Genomic DNA, 26,155 nt, shown 5'->3' on the forward strand with positions numbered 1-26,155 from the left:
GCGGCTATTGTGGCGGCTGCGGCTCGCGCGCGGGGCCCCGGCGCCACTCCAGTCCGGCCCGCGACCACCGCGCCTTGTCGCCGGTGCGGCCGTTGACGATGATGGGAACAGTGGCGCCACGGGGATCCCCATGCATGCACAGATGAACGAGCACACGCCGCCGGGCACCCGGCGCAACAAGATCGCCAGCGCCGCGGAAGCGGTCCGCCTCATCCACGACGGCGACACCGTGGCCACCGGCGGCTTCGTCGGCATCGGCTTCGCCGAGGAAATCGCGGTCGCGCTGGAGGCGCGGTTCCTGGCGAGCCAGGCCGACACCGGCAGCGGCTCGCCGCGCGACCTGACACTGGTCTATGCGGCGGGGCAGGGCGACGGCAAGCACCGGGGCCTGAACCACCTCGGCCATCGCGGCATGGTCAAGCGCGTGATCGGCGGCCACTGGGGGCTGGTGCCGGCGCTGCAGCAACTGGCGATCGCCAACGAGATCGAGGCCTACAACCTGCCGCAAGGGGTGCTGACCCATCTGTTCCGCGACATCGCGGCCGGCAAGCCGGGCACGCTCACGCACGTCGGCCTGGACACCTTCGTCGACCCGCGCCACGGCGGCGGCCGCGTCAATGCGCGCACCACCGAGGAGCTCGTTCGGCTGATGGAGGTCGACGGGCGCGAGTACCTGTTCTACAAGGCGTTCCCGATCTCGGTGGGCATCATCCGCGCCACGACGGCGGATCCGGACGGCAACCTCACGATGGAACGCGAGGCGCTGACGCTGGAGGCGCTGGCCATCGCAATGGCCGCGCGCAATTCCGGCGGCATCGTGATCGCGCAGGTGGAGCGGGTGGCCGAGCGCGGCACGTTGCATCCGCGGCAGGTGAAGATCCCCGGCGTGCTGGTCGACGCGGTGGTGGTGGCGACCGATGCGGCGCACCACATGCAGACCTTCAGCGAGCAGTACAACCCGGCCTATTCGGGCGAGATCCGGTTGCCGCTGGACCGCCTGCCGCCGCTGCCGCTCGACGAGCGCAAGGTGATCGCGCGGCGGGCGGCACTGGAACTGAAGGCCAACAGCGTGGTGAATCTCGGCATCGGGATGCCCGAGGGAGTGGCCGGCGTGGCGGCCGAGGAGCGCGTGTTCGATCTGGTCACGCTCACGGCCGAGCCCGGCGTGATCGGCGGCATCCCGGCCAGCGGGCTGAGCTTCGGCGCCGCCGTCAACCCGCAGGCGATCATCGACCAGCCCAACCAGTTCGACTTCTACGACGGCGGGGGCCTCGACCTGGCGGTGCTGGGGCTGGCGCAGGCCGATGCCGAGGGCAACCTCAACGTCAGCCGCTTCGGCACGCGGCTGGCGGGGGCGGGCGGCTTCATCAACATCAGCCAGAACGCCAAGACGGTGGTGTTCGTCGGCACCTTCACGGCCGGCCACCGCTCGGTGCTGGTCGAAGGCGGCAAACTGGGTATCGTGAGCGAAGGGACCCGGCGCAAGTTCGTGCGGCAGGTGGAGCACCGCACCTTCAGCGGGCGCGAAGCGCGGCGGCGCGGTCAGCGGGTGCTGTACGTCACCGAGCGTTGCGTGTTCCGGCTGGCCGACGGCGGGCTGGAACTGATCGAGATCGCGCCCGGCATCGACTTGGATCGCGACGTGCTCGCCCACATGGAGTTCGTGCCGGCCATCGCGCCGGACCTGCCATTGATGTCCTCGGCCCTGTTCGGCGAGGCGGCCATGGGATTGCGCGAGCGGCTGCTGTCCAAGCCCTTGTCGGCCCGCTACCAGCTGGACCTGGCGCACCGGATGCTGTTCATCGACTTCGAGGGGCTGAGCATCGACAGCCGCGAGGGCATCGCCGCCATCGAAGGCTACGTGACGCGCTTGCTCGAGCCGGTGGTGAAGCAGCCGGAGGATCGGCTGGCGGTGGTCGTCACCTACGACAACTTCAGCATCCTGCCGGGGCTGGTCGAGGAGTATTCGGAGATGGTGACGCGCCTGACCGGGCGCTTCTACAGCCGGGTGACGCGCTACGGCACGGGCGGCTTCCTCAAGGCTCGGCTGGAGGGCCGGGCGGCGGGCTGACCTGCCTGGCCGCACAGGCGGCGCAGATGCACGCCTGGCCCTGCGCGGGGGCCGGTACCTGCGCCAGCAGGGCGGCGCCGAAGTCGACCTGCGTGCACCAGCAGGCGTCCTGCTTCAGGCCGGTCTCGCGCTCCACCTCCATCGCGCAGCGATTGGGCTGGCCGCAGATGGGGCAGCGGGTGGGGTCGGTCATGAACGCGGCCTCTGCGTCCGGCTGTTGGGTTTCGGCGGTTATGCCGCAGCCTTCACCTTCAGCCGCCACGCATGCAGCAGCGGCTCGGTGTAGCCCGACGGCTGCTCCTTGCCCTTGAACACCAGGTCCAGCGCCGCGCGGTAGGCGAACGACGTGTCCCAGTTGCCGGCCATCGGCTTGTAGAACGGATCGCCCGCGTTCTGGGCGTCGACCACGGCCGCCATCCGCTGGAAGGTCTCGATCACCTGCTCCTTCGTCAAGACGCCGTGGTGCAGCCAGTTGGCGATGTGCTGGCTGGAGATGCGCAGCGTCGCGCGGTCTTCCATCAGGCCGATGTTGTGGATGTCCGGCACCTTGGAGCAACCCACGCCCTGGTCGACCCAGCGCACGACATAGCCCAGGATGCCTTGCGCGTTGTTGTCGATCTCCTGCTGGCGCTCGGCGGCGCTCCATTCGGCCTTTGCCACCACCGGCACCGTCAGCAGGCCCGTGAGCAGTTCCTCGCGCTGGCCGTCGGCGTCGATCTTCTCCAGGTCCTGCTGCACCTGGGCGACGCTCACCTGGTGGTAATGCAGCGCGTGCAAGGTGGCGGCCGTGGGCGAGGGCACCCATGCCGTGTTGGCGCCGGCCTTCGGGTGGCCGATCTTCTGCTCCATCATCGCGGCCATCAGGTCGGGCATGGCCCACATGCCCTTGCCGATCTGGGCCCGGCCGCGCAGGCCGCAGCCCAGGCCCACCAGCACGTTGTTCTTCTCGTAGGCCTGGATCCAGGCGCTCGACTTCATGTCGCCCTTGCGGATCATCGGCCCGGCCAGCATCGCGGTGTGCATTTCGTCGCCGGTGCGATCGAGGAACCCGGTGTTGATGAATGCGACGCGCGACGAGGCGGCGGCGATGCAGGCCTTCAGGTTGACGCTGGTGCGGCGCTCCTCGTCCATGATGCCCAGCTTGACGGTATTCTCCGGCAGCCCCAGCACGGCCTCGACGCGCGAGAACAGCTCCGAGGCGAACGCCACTTCCTTGGGCCCGTGCATCTTCGGCTTGACGATGTAGACCGATCCGGTCCGGGAATTGCGGATCCCGTTCGCACCATGTCCCTGGAGGTCGTGCATGGCGATGGCCGTCGTGATCATCGCGTCCATGATCCCTTCCGGGATCTCCTTGCCGCCGCCCCACAGGATCGCCGGATTGGTCATCAGGTGGCCGACGTTGCGCACGAACAGCAGCGACCGGCCGTGCAGCGTCACCTTGCCGGCGCCGTCGGGCGCGGTGTAGACGCGGTCGGGGTTCAGGCCGCGGGTGAAGGTCCTGCCGCCCTTGGTGACCTGCTCGGTCAAGGTGCCGCGCAGGATGCCCAGCCAGTTGGAGTAGGCAAGCGTCTTGTCCTGCGCGTCGACGGCGGCGATCGAGTCCTCGAGGTCCAGGATGGTCGACAGCGCCGCTTCCAGCACCACGTCGGCCACGCCGGCGGCGTCGTCCTTGCCGATGGCCGAGCGGCGGTCGATGCGGATGTCGATGTGGATGCCGTTGTTTCGCAGCAGGACCGACGAAGGATTGGCAGCATCGCCCTGGTAGCCGGCGAACCGGGCCGGGTCCTTCAGGGCTGCCGTCCCGCCGTTCTTCTGCGCGACCACCAGCTTGCCGCTCTCGACGCGGTAGCCCGCGGCGTCGTGATGAGAGCCACCGGCCAGCGGCGCGGACGCGTCGAGGAAGCGGCGGGCGTATTCGATCACTCGTGCGCCGCGGCCCGGGTTGTAGCCTTCGCCCTTTTCGGCGCCGCCGGTCTCCGGAATGACGTCGGTGCCGTACAGCGCGTCGTAGAGCGAACCCCAGCGGGCGTTGGCTGCATTCAGGGCATAGCGTGCGTTCAGGATAGGCACCACCAGTTGCGGGCCGGCCTGCAGCGCGAGTTCGGCGTCGACATTGGAGGTCGTCGACTTCGCGCCGGCCGGCGCCGGCACGAGGTAGCCGATCTTCTCGAGGAAACCGCGGTACGCGGCCATGTCGCGGATCGGGCCGGGGTTGGCGCTGTGCCAGCGATCCATCTCGGCCTGCAGCCGGTCGCGCTCGGCCAGCAAGGCGCCGTTCTTCGGCGCCAGGTCGGCGACGATCGCGTCGAAGCCCTTCCAGAAGGCAGTGCTGGTGACGCCGGTGCCGGGCAGCAGCTGCTCCTCGACGAAGCGGTGCAGTTCGGCCGCCACTTGCAGGCCGTGGACGGTGATGCGGTCGGTCATGGTTCTCTCTCCGGGGAAAATCAGGTCAATCGAAAAAAGCCAGCACGTCGCGCAGGCTGCTGCCGCTGCGGGTCGGCTGGGTGCCGAGTTCCTCGAACGGCAGGCCCGCGCGATTCACCCACAAGGTGCGGTAGCCGTACCAGGTCGCGGCCAGCGCGTCCCAGCTGTTGCTGCTGACGAAGACGATCTGTTTCGCTGCCAGCCCGGTGGCGGCAGGGCCCAGGCCGTACGCCGCGGGATGGGTCTTGTATTTGCGGACGGCGTCGACGCTCAGCACGTGGTCGAGCAGGCCGTCCAGCCCGGCGCTGCGCACCGCCACGCCCAGCATGTCGGGGTCGCCGTTGCTCAGGATGCCGGTGGTCACGCCGGCGGCCTTGAGCGCCTGCAGCACCTCGCGGTCCTCGGGGAAGGCGGAGAGATGCCGGTACTCGTTCATCAGCCGCTCTTGCGCGGTGGGCGACAGCTCGAGCCCGAGCCGCTTGCACGCGTAGCGCAGGCCGGCGCGCGTCAACTCCCAGAACGGCCGGTAGTGCTCTCCGTCGCCGCTGCCGGTGACCAGCCGCGTGTATTCGATCTGCTTGTCGCGCCAGAGGACACTCAAGGCACTGCCCTGCCCGGGGAACAGCTGCTCCGCGGTCAGGGCGACGCTGTACACGTCGAACAGCGTCCCATAGGCGTCGAACAGGACCGCGCGGGGTTTTTCCATTCCGCGACTGTATTTGGAACCTGTGGGTCGATCCAGCTGCCGTGGCGAGAAGGATTTGTGACCTGAGCAGTGGTAATCGCTGAGGCGAGGGGCAAGGGTAGAGTAGCCACCGGCCACCGGCCACAGGAATTCACGGGAAGGAGCCCCGGTTGTCCGAGACGAAACAATTGCCTTACGAAGGCATCCGGGTGGTGGAATTCACCCACATGGTGATGGGCCCGACCTGCGGCATGGTGCTGGCGGACCTGGGCGCGGAAGTGATCAAGGTCGAGCCGATCGACGGCGACAAGACGCGCCGGCTGCTGGGATCCGGCGCCGGGTTCTTCCCGCTCTTCAACCGCAACAAGAAGAGCATCGCGCTGGACCTGCAGCAGGCCGAAGGCCGCGAGGCGGCGCTGCGCCTGATCGCCACCGCCGACGTGGTGAGCGAAAACTTCAAGCCGGCGACCATGAAGAAACTGGGCCTCGACTACGCGTCGCTGGCCAAACTCAATCCGCGGCTGGTCTACGTCAGCCACAAGGGTTTCCTGCCGGGGCCTTACGACCATCGCACGGCGCTCGACGAAGTGGTGCAGATGATGGGCGGGCTGGCGTACATGACCGGGCGGCCCGGCGATCCGCTGCGAGCCGGCACCAGCGTCAACGACATCATGGGCGGCATGTTCGGCGCGATCGGGGCGATGGCCGCGCTCGCCTTGCGCCAGAGGACCGGCCGCGGCCAGGAAGTGCAGAGCGCCCTCTACGAGAACAACGTGCTCCTGGTGGCACAGCACATGATGCAGTACGCCGTCACCGGCCAGCCGGCCGCGCCGATGCCGGGCCGCATCTCGGCCTGGGCGGTCTACGACGTATTCACCGTCAAGGACGGCGAGCAGATCTTCCTGGCCGCCGTGAGCGACACCCAGTGGAAGATCTTCTGCGACGCCTTCGGCTACGCCGACCTGTTTGCCGACCCGCGCCTGAAGACCAACAACGATCGCGTCCGGGCGCGCGAGTGGCTGATCCCGCTGCTGCGCGAGCGGCTCGCCTCGCACAGCGCCGGCGAACTGACCGAAGTGTTCGAGAAGAACGGGCTCCCGTTCGCGCCGATCACCAGACCCGAGGAACTGTTCGACGATCCGCACCTCAACGCCACCGGCGGCCTCGCGCCGCTGACGCTGCCCGACGGGCGGGCCACCAAGGTGCCGCTGTTTCCGTTCACGCTGGGGGGCGAGCGGCCGGGCCTGCGGCTGCAGCCGCCGCGCCTGGGCGAGCACACGCAGGAGTTGCTGCGCGAAGCGGGTTACAGCGCCGGGGAGATCGCGCGGCTGCAGTCGCTGCGAGTGATCGCGGCCGGCGAGTGATCGCGGCGTGCGCCGCCGGGGCGGCCGGTGGCTCGCGATGCAATTCCGCCCGACAGCGGCAGGATTGCGAACGCCGGTGCGCATAATCGGCTCGTGGACAAACTCAAACAGCTGGAGTCCTTCGTCTCGGTCGCGACGCGCGGCAGCCTGACGGCGGCCGCCCGGGCCGAGGGCGTGGCGCCGGCGATCATGGGCCGGCGCCTGGACGCGCTGGAAGAGCGGCTCGGCGTCAAGCTGCTGGTCCGCACTACCCGGCGCATCAGCCTCACTCACGAGGGCAGCGCCTTCCTCGAGGACTGCCAGCGGGTGCTGGCCGACATCGCCAATGCCGAAGCCAGCGTCAGCGCGGGCGGCGTCAAGGCCAGCGGGCACCTGCGTATCACGGCGCCCGCCGGCTTCGGCCGGCGCCACGTGGCGCCGCTGGTGCCGAAGTTCCGCGAGGCGCACCGGGACGTCACGATCTCGCTGAACCTGAGCGACCGGGTGATCGACCTGGCGGCCGAAGGCTACGACTGCGCGGTGCGCGTCGGCGACCTGCGCGACTCGTCGCTGGTCAGCGTGCGGCTGGCCGAGAACCGGCGGCTGTGCGTGGCGACGCCGGGCTACCTGGAGCGGCACGGCGCGCCGCAGCATCCCAGCGAGCTGGTCAAGTTCGACTGCCTCACCTTGTCCAGCGACGCGTCGCAGACGCGCGGCTGGGCCTTCCGCGTCGCCAAGGCCGAAGGCGACGAGGTGATCCACCTGAAGCCGGGTGGCCCGCTCGACTGCTCCGACGGTCAGGTGCTGCACGACTGGTGCCTGGCCGGTTACGGCATCGCGTGGCGCAGCACCTGGGAGGTCGAGCACGACATCGCCGCCGGCCGGCTGACCGAAGTCCTGGCGGCGTTCGCCGCCCCGCCCAACGGCATCTACGCGGTCTTTCCGCAGCGCAAGCACCTGCCCTTGCGGGTGCGCCTGTGGATCGACTTCCTCAAGCACAACTATGGCCAGCCCGCCTTCTGGCAGGCCGGCGCCGACCACCCATGACCCTCGAAGCCATCCTCGCCTCGATCCACCTGCTGGCCATCCTGACCGCGGTGGTGTTCGTCACCAGCGAAACGGCGATCTGCCGCAGCGAATGGATGAACGCCAAGGTGGTGCAGCGCCTGGTCACCGTGGACACCATCTACCTCATCGGGCTGGCCGCCGTGCTGCTGTCGGGCCTGGCACGCATCTGGTGGGGCATGAAGGGCGACGCCTGGTACTGGGCCAACTGGCTGGTGCACCTGAAATTCACGCTGTTCATCGTCGTCGCGCTGCTGGCGATCAAGCCGGCCCGGATGTACCGGGCCTGGGCGCGCGAACTGGCGGCCAGCGGCGCCCTGCCGGGGGAGGCGCAGGTGCGGTCGGCCCGCCGCCAGGTGATGCTCGCCGCCCACCTGATCGCGCTGGTTCCGATCGCGGGCGCGTTCCTGGCGCGCGGTTTTGGCGCGCCAGGCTGAGGGCACTCAGGCCCGAACGCGCGGGCCCTGGCTCAGGACTTCTTGAGGCACTCGCTCATGAACTTCTTGCGCTCGTCGCCCTTCTTGCCTGCGGCTTCCTTGTTGCAGGTCGTCATCTTCGACTGTTGCGTGGTTTCTCCCTTGGCGCTGAGGCATTCCTTCATGAAGGCCTTGCGCGCGTCGCCCTTCTTGTCGGCGGCTTCCTTGTTGCAGGTCGCCATCCTGGTCTGCTGGGCGCTCTTGCCGGCGTCGGCGGCCGGCGCGGCACCGGCATGGCTGGCAGCGTAGGCGCCGCCCGCGGACAGGGCCAGGCCCAAAGACACGAGGGAAATCAGCTTCTTCATGCCATCTCCTTGGAAGGATTGATGAGATCTGCAGGGGCCCCCAGCATACAGTGCCTGCCAGGCGGCCCGGCGCGGGCTGCGTGGCCCGCCCCGTAAAATCCGCCGATGCTCCTTGTCAAACAAGATCTGCTCCGCAGCCTCGCGGCGGAGCTGGAGAAACTCTCACCGGGCGCCGCCGACAGGGCCGTCTTCGAATCGCCCAAGGTCGCTGCGCACGGCGACTTCGCCTGCACCGCGGCCATGCAGCTGGCCAAGCCGCTCAAACGCAATCCGCGGCAGGTGGCCGAGGAGCTGCGCGGCGCGCTGCTGCAGTCCGCGCCTTACGCGCAGTGGGTCGAGGCGATCGAGATCGCCGGCCCCGGCTTCCTGAACATCCGGCTCAAGCCCGCCGCCAAGCAGCAGGTCGTGCGCGAGGTGCTGGCCGCCGGCGCCGGCTTCGGACGGCGCGCCGCCAACGGCCAGCGCATGATGGTCGAATTCGTGTCGGCCAACCCGACCGGCCCCTTGCACGTGGGGCATGGCCGCCAAGCGGCGCTGGGCGACGCGATCTGCAACCTGTACGCCAGCCAGGGCTGGGACGTGCACCGCGAGTTCTATTACAACGACGCCGGCGTGCAGATCGCCACGCTGGCCACCAGCGTGCAGCTGCGGGCACGCGGCTTCAAGCCGGGCGATGCGCAGTGGCCCGAAGCGGCCTACAACGGCGAATACATCGCCGAGATCGCGGCCGACTTCATGGCGCGCCGGACGGTGCGCTCGGACGACCGCGAGTTCACCGCCTCGGGCGACGTGGAGGATCTGGACGGGATGCGCCTGTTCGCGGTGGCCTACCTGCGCCACGAGCAGGACCTGGACCTGCGCGCCTTCGACGTGCGGTTCGACCACTACTACCTGGAGTCGAGCCTGTACACCAGCGGCAAGGTCGATGCCGTGGTGCAGAAACTGCGCGACGCCGGCAGGACCTACGAGCACGACGGCGCCCTGTGGCTCAAGACCACCGAGTACGGCGACGACAAGGACCGCGTCATGCGCAAGGGCGACGGCACCTACACCTATTTCGTGCCCGACGTCGCCTACCACGTCACCAAGTGGGAGCGCGGTTTCACCAAGGTCGTCAACATCCAGGGTACCGACCACCACGGCACCATCGCCCGGGTGCGCGCCGGGCTTCAGGCGCTGGACGCCGGCATTCCACCGGGCTATCCCGACTACGTCCTGCACACCATGGTGCGCGTGATGCGCGGCGGCGAGGAAGTCAAGATCTCCAAGCGCGCCGGCAGTTACGTGACCTTGCGCGACCTGGTCGAGTGGACCAGCAAGGACGCGGTGCGATTCTTCCTGCTCTCGCGCAAGCCGGACACCGAATACGTGTTCGACATCGACCTGGCGCTGGCCCAGAACAACGACAACCCGGTCTACTACGTCCAGTACGCGCACGCCCGGATCTGTTCGGTGCTGGCGGCCTGGGGCGGCGACGCGGGCGAGCTGAAGGATGCCGACCTCGGCGTGCTGGAAAGCCCGCAGGCGCAGGCACTGATGCTGCAGCTGGCGCGCTATCCCGAGATGCTCGCCGGGGCGGCCGCGGACTTCGCGCCGCACGACGTCACGTTCTACCTGCGCGAGCTGGCTGCGACGTACCACAGTTACTATGATGCCGAGCGCATCCTCGTCGACGACGAGCGGCTGCGCCGGGCCAGGCTGGCGCTGGTCGCGGCCTGCGCGCAGGTATTGCACAATGGCCTGGCGGTGCTCGGCGTCGGTGCGCCCAGCAAAATGTAAAGCCCTTGCAGGGCAGGAATTCCAGCAGTGAAGAACAGTCAGCGCGGCTCCATGATCGTGGGCATCATCATCGGCATGGTGATCGGCCTGGGCGTGGCCCTGGCGGTCGCCGTGTACGTCACGAAGGTGCCGGTGCCCTTCCTGAACAAGGCCACCTACCGCTCGGCGGAGCAGGATGCGGCCGAGACGCGCAAGAACCGCGACTGGGACCCGAACGCGCCCTTGTACGGCAAGAACCCGGCCAAGCCGCTGCCTGCGGCGCCCGCCGGCGCGGTTGCGGCCTCGGGCGCGCCCGCACCCGCGGCGCCGGTCGCTACCATCCCCGCTCCCGACCCGGCGGGCGCGGCGAAGGGCCGCGCGGCTGATCCCCTGGGGGATTTCGCCGCGGCCCGCGCTGGCGCCGGCGCCAACGTCGATCCCTTCTTCTACTTCGTGCAGGCCGGCGCGTTCCGCACGCCCGAGGACGCCGAGGCCCAGCGCGCCAAGCTTTCGCTCATGGGCGTCGACGCGAAGGTGACGGAGCGCGAGCAGTCCGGGCGCCAGGTGTTCCGGGTGCGGGTCGGTCCGTTCGACCGCAAGGAAGACGCCGACCGCCAGAAGGAACGGATCGAGGCCGGCGGCTTCGAGACCGCGCTGGTGCGGGTGCAGCGCTGAAGGCGCGGCACGGTCCGCTGCCGGAACCTTCCGGCCGGCCCCGCCTCAGAGATGTTCTGCAAGGAGTGAATGCGATGAATCGACGCGACTTTTCCGCGGCCGTGGGCGGCGTGCTGGCGAGTGCCGCCGCCGGGGTGCCGGTTGCCGCGCTGGCACAGGCGAAGCAGCCGCAGGAAGGCATCGACTACATCACGCTCGACAAGCGCGTGCCGGTGGACGCCTCGCAAGGCAAGGTCGAAGTGCTGGAGTTCTTCTGGTACGGCTGTCCCCACTGCAACGCTTTCGAGCCGCGCTTCGAGCCCTGGGTGAAGCGGCAGGCCGCCGACGTCGTCGTCAAGCGGGTGCCGGTGGCGTTCCGCGACGATTTCGTGCCACACCAGCGGCTGTACTACACGCTCGAAGCGCTCGGAAAGGTCGACCAACTGCATCCGAAGGTCTACCACGCCGTCCACATGGAGCACCAGGCGGTCAATCGCGAGGACCTGATCCTCGCCTGGGCCGGCAAGCAGGGGCTCGACGCCGCGCAGTTCAAGGAGCTGTACAACTCGTTCTCGGTCGCGAGCAAGGTGCGCCGCGCGACCCAATTGCAGAACGCCTACAAGGTGCAGGGCGTGCCGTCGATCGGCGTCGCCGGTCGCTGGTACACCGACGGCACGCTCGCCGGCAGCATGGATCGCCTGCTGCAGGTGACCGACTGGCTGGTCGCCGACGCCCGCAAGACCCGCTGAGGCGCGCTGCCCGCGCCGTCGGATTTTCGCGCCGCGCGGGCACCGGCGGTGCCGTCGCTGGGTACAATGACAGCAAGATTCATGCCTTCGCGTGCCCTGGCGCGCATCGGGAACCTGCCTGTGCCGACACCAACCCATCCGCCGTCCGTTCTCGCCCTGCTGCTGGCGGCGGCCCTGGCGTTCGGCGGCAGCGCCGCCCACGCCGAGCGGGCCGACCGCAACAAGCCGATGAACGTCGAGGCCGACGCGCTGCGCTACGACGACCTGAAGCAGGCCAGCGTGTTCACCGGCCGCGTGGTCATCACCAAGGGCACGATCGTCATCCGCGGCGCCCGGGTCGACGTGCGGCAGGACGCCGAGGGCTACCAGCACGGCCTGGTCACGGCCGAACCGGGCAAGCTCGCGTTCTACCGGCAGAAGCGCGAAGGCGTCGACGAGTTCATCGAAGGCGAGGCCGAGACCATCGAGTACGACGGCAAGGCCGACCGGGTGAAGTTCATCAAGCGCGCGGAACTGCGCCGGTACCGCGGCCCGACCCTCAGCGACGAGATGGTCGGCAGCCTGATCACCTACGACAACGGCAACGACACCTTCTCCGTCGACGGCGGTCCGGCCAGCGCGGCGGCCGGTGGCCGGGTGCGAGCCGTGCTGGCGCCGCGTGCCGGCGCTTCGGCGCCGTCCGCGCCCCCGGCGCCGCCGGCGCGCTTGCGCCCCAGCACCACCCTGGACGGGGGGAAGAAGTGATGCAGGTGCTGCCGGCGGCGGCGCGTCCGGCGGCGCCGGCCACGGCCGCGGCCAGCCGCCTGGAGGTGCGCCACCTGCAGAAGACCTACGGCAGCCGGCGGGTGGTCAAGGACGTGTCGCTCGACGTCGCCAAGGGCGAGGTCGTGGGCCTGCTGGGCCCCAACGGCGCGGGCAAGACGACGTCCTTCTACATGATCGTCGGGCTGGTGCGCGCCGACGCCGGCGAGATCTCGATCGACGGCCGCTCCGTGGAGCACATGCCGATCCACCGCCGCTCGCGGCTGGGCCTGTCCTACCTGCCGCAGGAGGCGTCGATCTTCCGCAAGCTCGACGTCGAGGACAACGTGCGCGCGGTGCTGGAACTGCAGCGCGACGGCGACGGCCGGCCCCTGCCCCGCGCCGAGATCGACAAGCGCCTGACGGCGTTGCTGCAGGACCTGCGGGTGGACCACTTGCGCGACTCGCCGGCGCTGGCGCTTTCGGGCGGCGAACGGCGGCGCGTTGAGATCGCGCGCGCGCTGGCGACGCAGCCGCGCTTCATCCTGCTGGACGAGCCGTTCGCCGGCATCGACCCGATCGCCGTGATCGAGATCCAGCGGATCATCGGCTTCCTCAAGTCGCGCGGCATCGGCGTGCTGATCACCGACCACAACGTGCGCGAGACGCTGGGCATCTGCGACCACGCCTACATCATCAGCGAAGGCGAGGTCCTGGCGCAGGGCACGCCGTCCGAGATCGTCAACAACGCCGACGTGCGCCGGGTCTACCTCGGCGAGCACTTCCGCATGTGACCATGATCGCGCCTGGCATCGCTACCTGCCGGCCCGCGTGCGGTCCGGCTGCGTTCCTGCCATGAAGCAGGGCCTGTCGCTGCGGGTTTCGCAGCACCTGGCGCTCACGCCGCAACTGCAGCAGTCGATCCGGCTGCTGCAGCTTTCCACGCTCGAACTGGCGCAGGAGGTCGAGCAGATGCTCGACGAGAACCCGTTCCTCGAGCTGAACCAGGAAGAGCCGCCGCGCGAAGAGGCCGGGCCGCCGGCGGTGGAGACCGCGCCGCGCGACGCTGACCGTGACGCGGGGCCCGATGACGGCGGCGCGGCCGACGACGGCGGCTCGGCGGAACGCGAGACCATCTCGCCGGCGGAGTCCGACGCCCCCGACTGGGACGGCGACGGCGCCACCGACATGGTGGCCGACGACGGCGAATGGGGTGGCGACGCCACGCCGCGCACGGGCAACGCCGCCGGCGACGAGGACATGGACGCGACCGAGCTGGCGTCGGGCGACGAGACGCTGCAGTCGCACCTGCTGCGGCAGGCCGCGTCGCTGCGGCTGTCGCACGAGGACCGCTGCGCCCTGGAGTTCCTGATCGGCTCCCTCAATGAGGACGGGTACCTCGACGACCCGCTGGAGGCGTTGGCGGAGGAGCTCGCCGGCCCCGACCTGGAGCAGCGCGAGGAACTGGTGCACCGTTTCACCGTCGCGATGCGCCTGCTGCAGAGCCTCGAGCCGGCCGGGGTCGGGGCACGCACGCTTGCCGAATGCCTCACGCTGCAGCTGCAGGCGATGCGCGCGGCCGGCGCCGGCGGGACCGCCTGCTCCACGGCGCTGCGCATCTGTGCCCAGCCGATGGAGCTGCTGGCGCGCCGCGACGTCAAGCGCCTGGTGCAGCTGTGCGGCGCGGCCGAAGCGGACATCAAGGCCGCGATGGCGCTGATCGTGCGCCTCGAGCCCAAGCCGGGGCGGCGGTTCGGCAACACGGACCGCAACATCGTCGTGCCGGACGTGCTGGTGACGCAGGTCGGCCGCGGCGGGCAGCCGCGGTTCCGGGTGCAACTCAATCCGGACGTGCTGCCGCGGCTGCGGGTGCAGGAGGTCTACGCCACAGCGCTGCGCAGCCACCGCGGCGAGGGCCACCAGGCGCTGCAGCAGCGGCTGCAGGAGGCGCGCTGGTTCATCAAGAACATCCAGCAGCGATTCGACACCATCCTGCGGGTGGCGACGGCGATCGTCGAGCGCCAGAAGAACTTCTTCGTGCACGGCGAGCTGGCGATGCGCCCGCTGGTGCTGCGCGAGATCGCCGACGAGCTGGGCCTGCACGAGTCGACCATCAGCCGGGTGACGACGGCGAAGTACATGGCCACGCCGTACGGCACCTTCGAGCTCAAGTACTTCTTCGGCTCGGCCCTGGGCACCGAGACCGGCGGCAATGCGTCGAGCACCGCGGTGCGGGCGCTGATCCGGCAGTTCGTCGCCGCCGAGAACCTCAGGAAACCGCTGTCGGACAGCCAGATTTCCGACATGCTCAAGGAGCAGGGCATCGAATGCGCGCGCCGTACCGTCGCGAAATACCGCGAGGCGCTGCGGATCGCGCCGGCCAGCCTGCGCCGGGCGTTGTAGGCTCGCTGCTTCCATGAACCAACTGCAACTGTTCCTGCCTTGCGCGGCCGGCGTCGAGGGTTTCCTGGCCGACGAGGTCCACCGGCTCACGGGCCTCGCCGGCGACGACCTGCTGGTCGGCCGCGGCGGTGTCGTGCTGCGCGCGTCCTGGCGCGACGCGCTCCTGCTCAACCTGCACAGCCGGCTGGCGCAGCGGGTGCTGGTGCAGCTCTCGCACACGCCGTACCGCGGCGAGAACGATCTCTACGAGGCCGCGAGCGCCGTCGCGTGGGAGATCTGGTTCGGGCCGCGCCAGAGCTTCAAGGTGGAGGTCACGGCGCAGCACAGTCCGCTCAAGAGCCTGAACTTCGCGGCCCTGAAGATCAAGGACGCCGTGGCCGACCGGTTCCGCCACAAGGCCGGTGTCCGCCCCGACGTCGACACGGCCCGTCCCGACGTGCGGCTCTACGCGCACCTGACCAGCGACATGGCCACGCTGTACATCGACACCTCGGGCGAGCCGCTGTTCAAGCGTGGCTGGCGCGAGGACAAGGGCGAGGCGCCGCTGAAGGAAACGCTGGCGGCCGCGATGATCGCGGCCAGCGGCTGGGACGCGACGGTGCCGCTGTACGACCCGTGCTGCGGCAGCGGCACCATCGCCATCGAGGCCGCGCAGGTGGCGTGCCGCATCGCTCCGGGCCAGTTGCGCCGCTTCGGCTTCGAGAAGCTGCTCGCGTTCCAGGCGCATGTCTGGACCGCGCTGCGGGAAGAGGCGCGCAGCCAGCAGCGTGCGCCGGGCGCGCCGGTGTTCGGCAGCGACGTGGCGTTCCGGATGGTCGATTTCGCGCAGCGCAACGCCGCCCGGGCCGGCGTGGAACATGCCGTGCAACTGCGCGGCGGCGACGCGCTGCAGCGCATGCCGCCCACGGCCGAGCCGGGCGTGATGCTCGTCAATCCGCCCTACGGCGAGCGGATCGAGACCGCCGGCGTCGCCGGCCGCAGCCAGGGCGGGCGCGAGCGGGCGCAGGTGGCCGACGAAGGCGCCGATTTTTTCAGCCAGCTCGCCGCCCACTGGAAACGCCACTACCCGGGCTGGACTGCGTGGGTGCTGACGCCCGACTTCAAGCTGCCCACCCGCATGCGGCTGAAGGAGTCGCGCCGGGTCCCGATGTGGAACGGCCCGATCGAGTGCCGGCTGTTCCGCTTCGACATGATCAAGGGTTCGGCCCGCTCCGGCGATGCAGCACCTGGTGCTTGACACCAACGTGGTGCTGGACCTGCTGGTGTTTCGCGACCCGGCGGCCGCGGCGGTGGACGACGGGCTGCTGCGCGGACGGTGGAGGTGGATCGCGACCGCCGCGATGCGCGACGAACTGGAACGCGTGCTCGCTTACGCGGCAGTGGCGCGGCGCCTCGCGGCCGCCGGGCTCGCGGCGCAGCAGGTCCTGGACCATTTCGACGCCCGCTCGCAGCGCGTCGCGGCGCCCGGGCGGGCCGCGGTGACGTGCAGCGATCCGGATGACCAGTGCTTCGTCGACCTGGCGGTGCATCACGCCTGCACCTTGCTGAGCAAGGACGCCGCCGTGCTGGCCCTGGCGCCGCGCCTGGCCGGGCTGGGCGTGCACGCCGGCGCGACCCTGCCGGCTCACGACGCCTGATCGCGCAACCTCGACACCAGGGCCTCGATCGCGTGGCGCACCGTGGCCGCGCGCACCGCGGCGCGGTCGCCGCCGAAGTGCACGCATTCGCTGGCCACGGCGCCGTCCACCGCATAGGCGAACCACACCGTCCCGACCGGCTTGTCCGCGGTGGCGCCGGCGGGGCCGGCGATGCCCGTCACGGCAACCGCCACCCGCGCCTGCGAATGGCGCACGGCGCCAAGCACCATGGCGCGCGCGACCGGCTCGCTGACGGCGCCGTGCTGCTCCAGCAGCGGCTGCGCGACGTCGAGCAGGTCGGTCTTGGAGGGATACGAGTACGTGACGAAGCCGCGGTCGAACCAGGCGCTCGATCCGGCGAGATCGGTGCACGCGGCCGCGATCAGCCCGCCGGTGCAGCTTTCCGCGGTGGCGAGCATCCAGCCGCGCGCCAGCAACAGGGCCGCCAGTTGCTCGACGCCGCTCACAGGAACCTCCAGCCCGCGATCAGCAGCAAGGTGCAGAAGGCGGCGACCAGGTCGTCGAAGAAGATGCCGAATCCGGCGCGCCAGCCGAAGCCGTGGAAGAGGCTGTCGGCCCAGGCGATCGGTCCGGGTTTGACCGAGTCGAGCAGGCGGAACAGCACGAACGCCGCCGCCTGCGCCCAGAACCCCGCCGGCATCACCAGCCACAGGACGATCCAGAACGAGACGATCTCGTCCCAGACGATGCTCCCCGGGTCCATGACGCGCATGTCGTCGGCAGTCCGGGTGCAGGCCCACAGCCCGACGAGCGTGGAGATGACGATCACGATGCCGATCTGGCCGGCGGTGAACCAGTCCTGCAGCAGCAGGTAGCTGGCCCAGCCGAAGGCCGTGCCGACGGTGCCGGGCGCGACCGGCGAGAGGCCGGAGCCGAAGCCGAGGGCAATGAAGTGCGCCGGGTGCGCGAACATGAACCGGGCGGTCGGGCGCAGCACGGGCGGGCGCACCGGCGGGGCGAGCGGCGCCGTCGTCATCGCGCGCGAACGGAAAGGCTTGGCATGGGCTAGGGCCTGTTCACACTATTTTTGGCAGTGCGAACGTGCTGAGAACCGCGCCAATCTAGGCGGACGACAACGCCAAGGCTGGACGCCTTGGCTAGGAGTTCAACAACGAGTGGCGCGGTTATCAGCACGTTCCCTCCGGGTTGCGGCCAAAAAGGCCAATTGCGTTGTTGCCGCGGTCGAAATAATTGGGGTCAGATTCCAAATTCGTAGGCCCGTGAACGGGCCTGGAGGCCGGCGCATCGCGCCGGAACGAAATTGGAATCTGACCCCAATTATTTCGACCGCGGCGCCTAGCACTTGACCTTTTTGACTCGCAACGCATCTGTCAAAAATAGTGTGAACAGGCCCTCATGGTAACGAGCGCGCCGGGTCACCGGTGGCAACTGCCGTGGCGCTTCCGGAAGGTGCGCGGCTCCAGCGCGCCGGCGCTGCGCCACAGGCCCAGCCGCGTGCCGGCGGCCTGCGCCTGCTGGCGCGCGTACGGGCCGCCGCTGCCGCGCCAGCCATCGGACCAGGCATGGCCGTGTTCGACCATCCAGCCGCCGAGGTCCTGGCCGTCGAGGCCCACTCGCGCCAGCACACGGTCGTAGCGGTCGCGCGCGCGCGGGCGCACCGTGACCTGGCGGTGCAGCGCCAGGGCGGCGAGGGCGGCCCGCGCTTCGCGCCCGTGCGGCTGGCAGATCTCCGGCGCATCGATGCCTTGCAGCCGGACCTCGACTGGCTCGCCGCCCGCCAGCGGGCGGATCCAGAGCGAATCGCCGTCGCTCACATGGGTGACCACGCCTGCGAACGGCGCCGCGTGCAGCCACAGCGGCGCGGCGAGGGCGGCCACGGCCAAGGCGCGGCGCAGGCAGTGCGACAGGACGGTCATGGGTTGGCAACGGCCGTCGCGGCACCGGCGCCGACAGTGCGATGAAGTTCAGGCGAAATGGTCGAAGGAGGCGTAGCGATGCGGCACCGGCCGCCCGCCGCCATCGACGATGCGCAGTCCCGGCTCGGCTTCGATGCGGCCGATCCGCGTGACCGCCACGCCGCCCGCCGCGGCCGCCGCCGCCACGGCGCCGGCCTGCGCCGGTGCGGCCGTGAACAGCAGCTCGTAATCGTCGCCGCCGGCCAGCACGCACTCCAGGCGCCGCTCGTGCGGGACGGCGCCGGTCGGGGCCGCCATCAGGCCGGGCAACAGGTCCACCTCCAGCCGCGCGCCCACCCGCGACTGATCGAGGATGTGGCCGAGGTCGCCGGCGAGCCCGTCGCTGACGTCGATCGCCGCGCTGGCGACGCCGCGCAGCGCGAGGCCCAGGGCCACGCGGGGCGTCGGCGTCTCCAGGCGCGCGCGCGTGGCGTCGAACACTTCGCCCGACAGCGACACGGTGCCGCGGAACGCCTCGAGCGCCAGCCGGGCATCGCCCAGCGTGCCGCTCACGTAGATGTCGTCGCCTTCGCGTGCGCCCGAACGCAGCAGCGCCTGCCCGGGCGGCACCTGGCCGAACACGGTCACGCAGATGTTGAGGGGGCCGCGCGTCGTGTCGCCGCCCACCAGTTCGCAGCCGTGCTGGTCGGCCAGCGCCAGCAGCCCGCGCGAGAACGGCTCCAGCCAGGCGTCGTCCGCCTGCGGCAGCGCCAGGGCCAGCACGAACGCCAGCGGCTCGACGCCGCACGCGGCCAGGTCGCTCAGGTTCACGGCGAGGGACTTGTGGCCCAGCTTGCGCGGGTCCACGGTGGCCAGGAAATGGCGGCCTTCCACCAGCATGTCGCAGGACACGGCCAGCTGCATGCCGGGCGCGAGCCCCAGCAGCGCGCAGTCGTCGCCCACGCCCAGCGGATGGCGCCGCGCCGGGCGCTTGAAATAGCGGTCGATCAGTTCGAATTCACCCACGGCGACATTGTCGCTCGCGGCTCACTCGCTGCGGAAGCGGTGGGCGGCCTGGCGCACGACTTCGGCCAGCAGGCGCTCGCGGGCATGCCGGTCGCGCAGCCAGCAGGCGTCGTTGGTGGCGTTCTCGACGTCCTCGGCCAGGTATTGCAGCTGCTTGGTGGCGCCCAGCGGGCGCGCGTGCACGGCCAGCCGATCCAGCGTCGACAGGATGTGCTCGCGCAGCGGCAGGTGCTCGCCGGTGGTCGGCTCGACGTACACCGCCTCCAGCCCGAAGCGGCAGGCCTGGAAGCGGTTGTAGGTATAGACCATGTAGTCGTCCTCCTCCGGCACGAAGGGCTGGTCGTGCAGGAACCAGGCGGCCAGGCACTGCACGAAGGCCGCCAGCGCCACGGCGCGGCGCACCGTCAGCGGCGTGTCGAAGACGCGGATCTCGATCGTTCCGTATTCAGGCTTGGGGCGGATGTCCCAGTAGAAGTCCTTCATGCTCCTGACCACGCCCGTGCGGGTGGTCTTGGCGAAGAAGTGCTCGAACTCCGACCAGCGCAGCGTGAACGGCGCTCGGCCCGACATCGGGAACGCGAACACCGAGTTCAGGCGCGCCGAATCGAACTGCGTGTCCTGGCCCTGCACGAACGGCGAGGACGCGGACAGCGCGATGAAGTGCGGGATGTAGCGCGACATCCGGTGCAGCATCAGCAGCGCGCTGTCGGCGTCGGGACAGCCCACGTGCACGTGCTGGCCGAAGATCGTGAACTGCTTGGACAGGTAGCCGTACAGCGCCGACAGCTCGCGAAAGCGCGGCTTGTCGTAGATGCGCCGCTCGTGCCACTGCTGGTACGGATGCGTGCCGCCGCCCACCACCGCGATGTTGAGCTTGTCGGCGGACTTGACCAGCGCGTCGCGGATCGCGGAGAGCTCCTCCTGCACCTGCGCCGTCGACTGGCACACGCCGGTGGAGATCTCGATCATGCTCGAGGTCATCTCCGGCACCACCGCGCCCGGCAGCTTGTGCCCGGCCATGAGCCGCAGCATCTCGTCCGAGTACGGCGCCAGGTCGTAGTCGTGGGTGTTGACCAACTGCAGCTCGAGCTCGACGCCCAGCGACAGGGCCGCCGAGTGCTGGAACGGCTCCAGTTTCGCGGCTTCGGCCACGCGGCCGGACTCCGCCGGCTTATCCACGCAGTGCTCCCGGTCCGCGGGCCGGCGCGCTGCCGACATGGGTGGGAACCGAGCTCTCGCCGGCGCGGTACAGGGCGAAGGTGGCGATCACGGCTCCCAGCACTTCCATCAGCAGGATCGCCGGCAGCGCGATGCTGGCGATGCGCGGACCCAGCGTCAGCGACGAGGCGAGGAACTGCGTCACGAGCAGCAGCGCCACGGCCGACATCGGCGCCATCGCGCAGCCGGTCCAGAAGGCCTGGCGCCAGTTGGTGCCGCTGCCCCAGTTGGCGAGCTCCACGCCGGCGAGCTTGGCGCCGATGCGCACCAGCACCAGCGCGCCCACCAGTCCGGCCACGGCCGGGTTCCACGGCGCCTGCGCCGCCACCAGCGAGACGAGCACGAACATCAGCGTGATCAACAGCGACGCGGCACTGCCGAGCTGGCGCGGCCAGGCCCAGGGCCGCGGGTTGAGCTGCTTGAGGATGATGCCGCCGATCAGCGCGGCCAGCGGCGCCGAGCCGCCCAGGTGCGCGGCGATCGCGGCGGCGGCGGCGATCAGCGCGATCAGCAGCATGGACGTGTTCTCGCTGGTCGGGATCATCACCCGCAAGGCCATCCGCAGCACCAGCGCCAGCACGGCACCGACGACGAACGAAACGCCCAGCACCACCATCACCGGGTACAGCGTTTCCCAGGCGCCGGTCTGCGGCCGGTGCATCACCCCGGCGCGGGCGCTGACGAGCGTCAGCGCATAGAGCGTGCTCAAGGTCGAGAGCACCAGGGCGCGCTCGGTCACGGGGCCGGAAGCGCCGGTGTCCATCACCACCCGGCTGAGGACGGCTGGCGACGCCGCCATGGCGATCAGGCCCAGCGCTTCGGCCACCGTGGACTGCACGCCCATCCAGCGCAGCGCGTAGGTGACGGCGAAGGCCGTCAGCAGCGCCTCGCACAGGCTCTGCAGCAGCACCATCGGGTTGTGGCGGAACCAGCGCAGCGCGACGCGCCCGCCGGCCTCGAACAGGACGACGGCGACGCCGAGTTCCAGCAGGAACAGCGACAGTCCCTGCAGTGGCCAGCCGGTGCCGGAAAAGCCCGTGAGCCCCGCGAGCGCGCCGATGAAGGAATAGCCCACGACCTTGGGCACCCCGGTGTGGCGTTGCAGCAGGTGGCCGGCCGCCGCGGCCACGGCCAGCAGCAGTGCCCATTGCACGGTCGGCAGGCCGGCGGACGGCCTGAGCCATTCGGCCCAGATGGCCATGAGTTCGGACATTCCCTTGGGTTCTCCTCGCGCCGGACTGTACCCGGCCTCAGCGGTGCGCGGTGCGGCGCCGCTGCATCAGTGCAGCACGCGGCGGCTGCCGTCGTCGAGCACGAACGCCGGGATCTCGACGTCGAAACGCGTGCCGTCCTCGGCGACGCAGAAATAAGTGCCCTGCATGCTTCCGCTGGGGGTACGCAGGCGGCAGCCGCTGGTGTACTGGAACGCTTCGCCCGGCTTGAGCAGCGGCTGGTGCCCGACCACGCCGAGGCCCTTGACCTCTTCGGTGGCGCCGTCGGCGTCGGCGATGATCCAGTGGCGCGAGATCAGCTGCGCCGGCACCTCGCCGTTGTTGGTGATCGTGATCGTGTAAGCGAAGCTGTAGATCCGCTCCCGGGGCACCGACTGCTCGGGCAGGAACTGCGGCTCGACCGCCACGCGGAAGCTGTACTTTGCCATCCCGGCGATGGTACCTGTTCGCCGATTTGCGAGAATTCCGCCATGACAAGCCCCGCCCGCATCGCACCGTCCATCCTGTCCGCCGACTTCGCACGCCTCGGCGAGGAAGTGCGCAACGTGATCGCGGCCGGCGCCGACTGGATCCACTTCGACGTGATGGACAACCATTACGTGCCGAACCTGACGTTCGGGCCGATGGTCTGCGCGGCCCTCAAGCCGCACGCCGTCACGCCGCAGGGCGCCGCGGTGCCGGTGGACGTGCACCTGATGGTGCAGCCGGTGGACGCGATCGCGCAGGCGTTCGCCCAGGCCGGCGCCGACTACATCAGCTTCCACCCCGAGGCATCGGGCCACGTGCATCGCAGCGTGCAGGCGATCAAGGCGGCCGGCTGCAAGGCCGGCCTCGTCTTCAACCCGGCGACGCCGCTCGACGTGCTCGACTGGATGATCGACGAGATCGACCTCGTCCTGATCATGAGCGTCAACCCCGGCTTCGGCGGGCAGGGCTTCATCGACTCCGCGCTGCGCAAGATCGAGCAGGCGCGCCGGCGCATCGAGGCGTGCGGGAAAGACATCCGGCTGGAGGTCGACGGCGGGATCAAGGTCGACAACATCGCCCGCGTGGCGGCGGCCGGCGCGGACACCTTCGTGGCCGGCAGCGCCATCTTCGGCCAGCCGGATTACGCGCGCGTCGTCGCCGCGATGCGGGCCGCACTCAGCCCCTGAACTTCGTGTCCGGGTTGTCCGAGGTCTTGCGGGCCTTCTCGTAGGCCTGGTCGATCACCGGTCCCTTGTCGGTGTCGACCAGTCCGCGCTCGACGTCGTCGTGCGCCATCTGCCCCATTCGTCGGCCCGACGGCTCGGCCGCAGCCTGGCTGTCGACCGACTCGTCGCGCTCGTGGGGCATGCGCGGCCGCGGCTGCTGGACCGGCCCCTGCGCCGCCCGCGTGTCGCCCTGCGCTTCGCGCGCTTCGGGCCGCGTTTGCGGTCCGTATTCATCGCCTCCACCGGCGTTGCGGTTGTGCATGGCTGTCTTTCATGTGCTGATGCCGCGATCGTCGGTCGTGCGAGCGCGGCCGGCGGTAGGACGTGCCGTGCCACCGGTGTAGGAACAGGCCGGTCGCGGCCGCACCGCGCTGTGGGAGCCGTCCTACCCGCAAAAGCGCGGCAGCCTCACAGCGCCCCCCGCCGCGACACTACGGGCAGTCCACATGAGCTTGCCTAAGCTGGCGGCACTCGCAAGGCAGGGAGAAGTGATGGATCTGTTCGCCGTGATGCCGGAATGGCTGGTCTGGTGCGCCGCCGGCGTCGCCGGTGCGATCGCCCTGGCCGCGCTCGCGAGCATGCTCGAGGCCGCGCTCGACCTGGACGCGAGCTGATGCCGCCCCCGAATCCGCGCGCGTGCCGGCAGGCCGCCGCGTAGCAGTCCGAGAAGAACAACCAAGGGAGCAGTGCATGCCACAGTCCAAGCAGGAGACCCAGCGCAAGTCGAAGGCGAGCGAGGCGCTCGCCGCCAAGCAGAAGCAGCTGGAGTCCTTCAGCCAGGGACCGGAGAGCCTTTTGACCACGAACCAGGGCGTGGTCATCCCCGACAACCACAATTCGCTGCGCGCCGGCGCGCGCGGGCCGACGCTGCTCGAGGACTTCATCCTGCGCGAGAAGCTGCTGCATCTCGGGCGCGAACGCATCCCCGAGCGCGTCGTGAACGCGCGCGGCGCCGGTGCGCACGGCTATTTCGAGCTCACGCGCTCGCTGGTCGAATACACGCGGGCCGACTTCCTGCAGGAAGCGGGCAGCCGCACGCCGGTGTTCGTGCGGTTCTCCACCGCCAGCGGCGCGCGCGGGTCGGCCGACACCGTGCGCGACGTCCGCGGCTTCGCGGTGAAGTTCTATACCCGCGAAGGCAATTACGACCTGGTGGGCAGCAACGTGCCGGTGTTCTTCATCCAGGACGCGATGAAGTTTCCCGACCTGCTGCATGCCTGGAAGCCCGAGCCGCACCATGGCATGCCGCAGGCGTCGAGCGCGCACGACACGTTCTGGGACTTCGCGTCGCTGATGCCCGAGAGCTCGCACATGCTGATGTGGCTGATGTCGGACCGCGCCCTGCCGCGCAGCTGGCGGATGATGGAAGGCTTCGGGGTCCACACGTTCCGCTTCGTCAATGCCAAGGGCGCGTCGCACTTCGTCAAGTTCCACTGGCGGCCGAAGCTGGGCAGGCATGCGCTGCTGTGGGACGAGGCGCAGAAGCTCGCCGGGCGCGACCCCGACTTCCACCGGCGCGACCTGTGGGAGGCGATAGCGCAGGGCCACTTCCCGGAATGGGAACTGGGGCTGCAGGTGATCGACGAGGCCAAGGCCGCCGCCCTGGGCTTCGACCTGCTGGACGCGACCAAGCTGGTGCCCGAGGAACTGGTGCCGGTGCTGACCGTGGGCAAGCTGGTCCTCAACCGCAATCCCGACAACCATTTCGCCGAAGCCGAGCAGGTCGCCTTCAATCCGGGGCACGTGGTTCCCGGCATCGATTTCAGCAGCGACCCGCTGTTGCAGGGGCGTCTCGTCGCGTACACCGACGCGCAGCTGGGACGGCTCGGCGGGCCGAACTTCCACGAGCTGCCGATCAACCGCGGCGTGTGCCCCTTCCACAACTTCCAGCGCGACGGCGCGCATCGCATGCTGCTGAACAAGGGGCAGGTCTCGTACGAGCCCAACTCGCTGGCCAGCGGGGCCGAGTCGCGCGTCGACGGCGGGCAGCAGGGGTTCCAGAGCGTGCCCGACGAGTTCGAGTCGCCCAAGGTCCGCCGGCGCAGCCCCAGCTTCGACGACCACTTCAGCCAGGCCAGCATGTTCTGGAACAGCCAGAGCGCGGTCGAGAAGGACCACATCGTCGCGGCCTTCCAGTACGAGCTGTCGAAGGTGGAAGTGGCGGCGATCCGCCAGCGCGTCGTCGACAACCTCGCCCACGTGGACGCCAAGCTGGCGCGCAAGGTCGCCGAGCCGCTGGGCCTCAGCCCGGACGCTCGCGCGGCCGCCGGACGGGCGGGATTTCGCGACGTCGCCGCCCGGCTGCCGGTCGAGGCCTCGCCGGCGCTGAGCATGGAAGGCAATGGCAACGGCATTGCCACCCGTCGCGTCGCCGTGCTGGTCGCGAGCGGCGTCGAGGTCGGGGCCCTGCGCGTGGTGCAGCAGGCGCTGCAGGACGCGGGAGCGACGTGCCGCGTCGTCGCGGCCAACCTGGGCAGCGTCGCCACGGCTTCGGGCCAGCAGCTGGCGGTGGACCACACGTTCTGCACCGTGTCCTCGGTGATGTTCGACGCCGTGCTGGTGCCAGGCGGCGCCAGCGCGCAGGTGCTGGCGGCCAACGGCGACGCCGTGCATTTCGTGCTGGAAGCCTACCGCCACTGCAAGACGATCGGCGTGATCGGCGAAGGCGTTCAGCTGCTGCGCACCCTGGGGATAGGGGCCGGCGAGGGCAGCCCCGCGGTGCCCGGCGTCGTGCTGGGTCGCAACGACCCGCCCTCCCGCGCCCAACTGGCGCAGGAATTCGTTGCCGAGCTGGCCAGGCACCGCCACTGGAGCCGGGGCAACCTGGAGGCCGTGCCGGCCTGATCCCCGACGCGCCTGCTCGGCCCTGGGGTTATCCACGCTCGCGCTTGACGCGCGGCGGCGGGGGGCTCCAAATTGCAGTCCGGCCGCCCGCGGCGGGCTGTCAGCATTCCTTGCAGGAGAAGCGCCATGGTGACCAGTCAGCCACACCGCAGCGGCGCGGCCCAGGCCTGGTGGGCCCACACCGGCTCGACCAACCGCGGCTTCGTCTCGCTGGACCCGGAGCGCCAGCGAGAAGTCGACAGCGACCGGCCGGCCCCAAGGAAGTCCCTCGCCAACGCGTTCACGTTCGACGTCCGCCGCGCCGGCGCCGCCGTGCGGCCGGCGGGGCGGGGCAAGAGCGCGGCAAGGAAGGCGAAGACGGCGGGCGAACCCGGGTGCGAGCCGCCGGCCGACGAAGGCGGCAGCCGGCGCTGAGCCAGCCGTGACCCGCGAGGGCGCCTGGGGCGCCCTT

General features: G+C 70.1%; 28 protein-coding genes. 16 read left to right on the forward strand and 12 right to left on the reverse strand.

The window, feature by feature from the left end; genetic code table 11:
- Nucleotides 1-130: 130 nt before the first annotated feature.
- Nucleotides 131-2,071 (forward strand): acyl CoA:acetate/3-ketoacid CoA transferase, encoded by a 1,941-nt coding sequence (locus tag RAMLITH_RS14310; RefSeq protein ID WP_168108085.1) that lies wholly within the window; start codon nt 131-133, stop codon nt 2,069-2,071.
- Here RAMLITH_RS14310 and RAMLITH_RS14315 read toward each other — a convergent pair.
- From RAMLITH_RS14315 to RAMLITH_RS14325, 3 genes are read right to left on the reverse strand one after another with little or no spacing between them, the layout of a single operon-like run.
- Nucleotides 2,037-2,264, reverse strand: coding sequence for a cysteine-rich CWC family protein (locus RAMLITH_RS14315; protein WP_168108086.1), 228 nt, complete (start codon nt 2,262-2,264; stop codon nt 2,037-2,039). The genes RAMLITH_RS14310 and RAMLITH_RS14315 overlap by 35 nt on opposite strands.
- A 38-nt stretch (nt 2,265-2,302) precedes the next feature.
- Nucleotides 2,303-4,498 (reverse strand): malate synthase G, encoded by a 2,196-nt coding sequence (locus RAMLITH_RS14320; RefSeq protein WP_168108087.1) that lies wholly within the window; start codon nt 4,496-4,498, stop codon nt 2,303-2,305.
- A 25-nt stretch (nt 4,499-4,523) separates the two neighbouring features.
- Entirely contained in the window at nt 4,524-5,204 is a 681-nt protein-coding gene (locus RAMLITH_RS14325) for a haloacid dehalogenase type II (RefSeq protein ID WP_168108088.1), read from the reverse strand.
- Between the two features lie 149 nt (nt 5,205-5,353).
- Here RAMLITH_RS14325 and RAMLITH_RS14330 point away from each other — a divergent pair, with 149 nt between their 5' ends.
- The 3 genes from RAMLITH_RS14330 to RAMLITH_RS14340 all read left to right on the forward strand — a co-directional run bounded on the left by RAMLITH_RS14330 (nt 5,354) and on the right by RAMLITH_RS14340 (nt 8,028).
- Nucleotides 5,354-6,547, forward strand: a complete 1,194-nt coding sequence (locus RAMLITH_RS14330; RefSeq protein ID WP_168108089.1) for a CaiB/BaiF CoA transferase family protein — start codon at nt 5,354-5,356, stop codon at nt 6,545-6,547.
- 93 nt (nt 6,548-6,640) lie between these two features.
- Entirely contained in the window at nt 6,641-7,573 is a 933-nt protein-coding gene (locus RAMLITH_RS14335) for a LysR substrate-binding domain-containing protein (RefSeq protein WP_168108090.1), read from the forward strand.
- Nucleotides 7,570-8,028 carry a DUF2214 family protein gene (locus RAMLITH_RS14340; protein ID WP_168108091.1) on the forward strand — a complete coding sequence of 153 codons (459 nt, stop codon included), beginning with the start codon at nt 7,570-7,572 and terminating at the stop codon, nt 8,026-8,028. The genes RAMLITH_RS14335 and RAMLITH_RS14340 overlap by 4 nt, the downstream gene beginning before the upstream one ends.
- Before the next feature lie 32 nt (nt 8,029-8,060).
- Here the strand turns inward: RAMLITH_RS14340 and RAMLITH_RS14345 are convergent, their stop codons facing one another.
- Nucleotides 8,061-8,372, reverse strand: a complete 312-nt coding sequence (locus RAMLITH_RS14345) for a PsiF family protein (protein ID WP_168108092.1) — start codon at nt 8,370-8,372, stop codon at nt 8,061-8,063.
- Nucleotides 8,373-8,477: 105 nt separating this feature from the next.
- Here RAMLITH_RS14345 and argS point away from each other — a divergent pair, with 105 nt between their 5' ends.
- The 8 genes from argS to RAMLITH_RS14385 all read left to right on the forward strand — a co-directional run bounded on the left by argS (nt 8,478) and on the right by RAMLITH_RS14385 (nt 16,314).
- Nucleotides 8,478-10,151 carry an arginine--tRNA ligase gene (gene argS / locus RAMLITH_RS14350; RefSeq protein WP_168108093.1) on the forward strand — a complete coding sequence of 558 codons (1,674 nt, stop codon included), beginning with the start codon at nt 8,478-8,480 and terminating at the stop codon, nt 10,149-10,151.
- Nucleotides 10,152-10,178: 27 nt separating this feature from the next.
- Nucleotides 10,179-10,805 carry an SPOR domain-containing protein gene (locus RAMLITH_RS14355; RefSeq protein WP_337786154.1) on the forward strand — a complete coding sequence of 209 codons (627 nt, stop codon included), beginning with the start codon at nt 10,179-10,181 and terminating at the stop codon, nt 10,803-10,805.
- A gap of 74 nt (nt 10,806-10,879) precedes the next feature.
- Nucleotides 10,880-11,533 (forward strand): thiol:disulfide interchange protein DsbA/DsbL, encoded by a 654-nt coding sequence (locus RAMLITH_RS14360; RefSeq protein WP_168108094.1) that lies wholly within the window; start codon nt 10,880-10,882, stop codon nt 11,531-11,533.
- Between the two features lie 81 nt (nt 11,534-11,614).
- Nucleotides 11,615-12,277, forward strand: coding sequence for a lipopolysaccharide transport periplasmic protein LptA (gene lptA / locus RAMLITH_RS14365; protein ID WP_168108095.1), 663 nt, complete (start codon nt 11,615-11,617; stop codon nt 12,275-12,277).
- The gene (gene lptB / locus RAMLITH_RS14370) at nt 12,277-13,068 is read left to right on the forward strand and encodes an LPS export ABC transporter ATP-binding protein (protein WP_168108096.1); all 792 of its coding nucleotides are present in this window, start codon (nt 12,277-12,279) and stop codon (nt 13,066-13,068) included. The genes lptA and lptB overlap by 1 nt, the downstream gene beginning before the upstream one ends.
- A 61-nt stretch (nt 13,069-13,129) precedes the next feature.
- Entirely contained in the window at nt 13,130-14,677 is a 1,548-nt protein-coding gene (locus RAMLITH_RS14375) for an RNA polymerase factor sigma-54 (protein WP_168108097.1), read from the forward strand.
- 13 nt (nt 14,678-14,690) lie between these two features.
- Complete coding sequence (locus RAMLITH_RS14380; protein ID WP_168108098.1) at nt 14,691-15,914, forward strand: THUMP domain-containing class I SAM-dependent RNA methyltransferase; 1,224 nt, start codon at nt 14,691-14,693, stop codon at nt 15,912-15,914.
- A complete protein-coding gene (locus RAMLITH_RS14385) occupies nt 15,907-16,314 on the forward strand; it encodes a PIN domain-containing protein (RefSeq protein ID WP_337786155.1) in 408 nt (135 codons plus the stop codon). Before RAMLITH_RS14380 ends, RAMLITH_RS14385 begins: the two co-directional genes overlap by 8 nt.
- Here the strand turns inward: RAMLITH_RS14385 and RAMLITH_RS14390 are convergent.
- From RAMLITH_RS14390 to apaG, 7 genes are all read right to left on the reverse strand, one after another.
- Nucleotides 16,302-16,733, reverse strand: a complete 432-nt coding sequence (locus RAMLITH_RS14390; RefSeq protein WP_168108154.1) for a CinA family protein — start codon at nt 16,731-16,733, stop codon at nt 16,302-16,304. The genes RAMLITH_RS14385 and RAMLITH_RS14390 overlap by 13 nt on opposite strands.
- Before the next feature lie 44 nt (nt 16,734-16,777).
- Entirely contained in the window at nt 16,778-17,311 is a 534-nt protein-coding gene (locus RAMLITH_RS14395; RefSeq protein WP_168108100.1) for a phosphatidylglycerophosphatase A family protein, read from the reverse strand.
- A 400-nt stretch (nt 17,312-17,711) separates the two neighbouring features.
- A complete protein-coding gene (locus tag RAMLITH_RS14400) occupies nt 17,712-18,212 on the reverse strand; it encodes a thermonuclease family protein (RefSeq protein ID WP_238344187.1) in 501 nt (166 codons plus the stop codon).
- A gap of 48 nt (nt 18,213-18,260) precedes the next feature.
- Nucleotides 18,261-19,217, reverse strand: a complete 957-nt coding sequence (gene thiL / locus RAMLITH_RS14405) for a thiamine-phosphate kinase (protein ID WP_168108101.1) — start codon at nt 19,215-19,217, stop codon at nt 18,261-18,263.
- A 21-nt stretch (nt 19,218-19,238) separates the two neighbouring features.
- Nucleotides 19,239-20,396, reverse strand: a complete 1,158-nt coding sequence (locus tag RAMLITH_RS14410) for a YbdK family carboxylate-amine ligase (protein WP_420376910.1) — start codon at nt 20,394-20,396, stop codon at nt 19,239-19,241.
- Entirely contained in the window at nt 20,389-21,648 is a 1,260-nt protein-coding gene (locus RAMLITH_RS14415; protein ID WP_168108103.1) for a cation:proton antiporter, read from the reverse strand. Before RAMLITH_RS14415 ends, RAMLITH_RS14410 begins: the two co-directional genes overlap by 8 nt.
- Nucleotides 21,649-21,714: 66 nt before the next feature.
- Entirely contained in the window at nt 21,715-22,095 is a 381-nt protein-coding gene (gene apaG / locus RAMLITH_RS14420) for a Co2+/Mg2+ efflux protein ApaG (RefSeq protein WP_168108104.1), read from the reverse strand.
- Nucleotides 22,096-22,137: 42 nt separating this feature from the next.
- Here apaG and rpe point away from each other — a divergent pair, with 42 nt between their 5' ends.
- Nucleotides 22,138-22,821 (forward strand): ribulose-phosphate 3-epimerase, encoded by a 684-nt coding sequence (gene rpe / locus RAMLITH_RS14425; RefSeq protein ID WP_168108105.1) that lies wholly within the window; start codon nt 22,138-22,140, stop codon nt 22,819-22,821.
- Here the strand turns inward: rpe and RAMLITH_RS14430 are convergent.
- A complete protein-coding gene (locus tag RAMLITH_RS14430; protein ID WP_168108106.1) occupies nt 22,811-23,122 on the reverse strand; it encodes a hypothetical protein in 312 nt (103 codons plus the stop codon). The two genes, rpe and RAMLITH_RS14430, sit on opposite strands and share 11 nt — an antisense overlap.
- A 229-nt stretch (nt 23,123-23,351) precedes the next feature.
- Here RAMLITH_RS14430 and RAMLITH_RS26080 point away from each other — a divergent pair, with 229 nt between their 5' ends.
- The 3 genes from RAMLITH_RS26080 to RAMLITH_RS14440 all read left to right on the forward strand — a co-directional run bounded on the left by RAMLITH_RS26080 (nt 23,352) and on the right by RAMLITH_RS14440 (nt 26,118).
- On the forward strand, nt 23,352-23,474 hold the full coding sequence (locus RAMLITH_RS26080) for a hypothetical protein (protein ID WP_272954189.1): 123 nt from the start codon (nt 23,352-23,354) through the stop codon (nt 23,472-23,474).
- Nucleotides 23,475-23,550: 76 nt separating this feature from the next.
- Entirely contained in the window at nt 23,551-25,704 is a 2,154-nt protein-coding gene (locus RAMLITH_RS14435) for a catalase (protein WP_168108107.1), read from the forward strand.
- A 126-nt stretch (nt 25,705-25,830) separates the two neighbouring features.
- Nucleotides 25,831-26,118, forward strand: a complete 288-nt coding sequence (locus RAMLITH_RS14440) for a hypothetical protein (RefSeq protein WP_168108108.1) — start codon at nt 25,831-25,833, stop codon at nt 26,116-26,118.
- The last annotated feature ends 37 nt before the right edge of the window (nt 26,119-26,155 follow it).

Origin of the sequence: Ramlibacter lithotrophicus (assembly GCF_012184415.1) — a bacterium.
Classification (GTDB): domain Bacteria; phylum Pseudomonadota; class Gammaproteobacteria; order Burkholderiales; family Burkholderiaceae_C; genus Ramlibacter; species Ramlibacter lithotrophicus.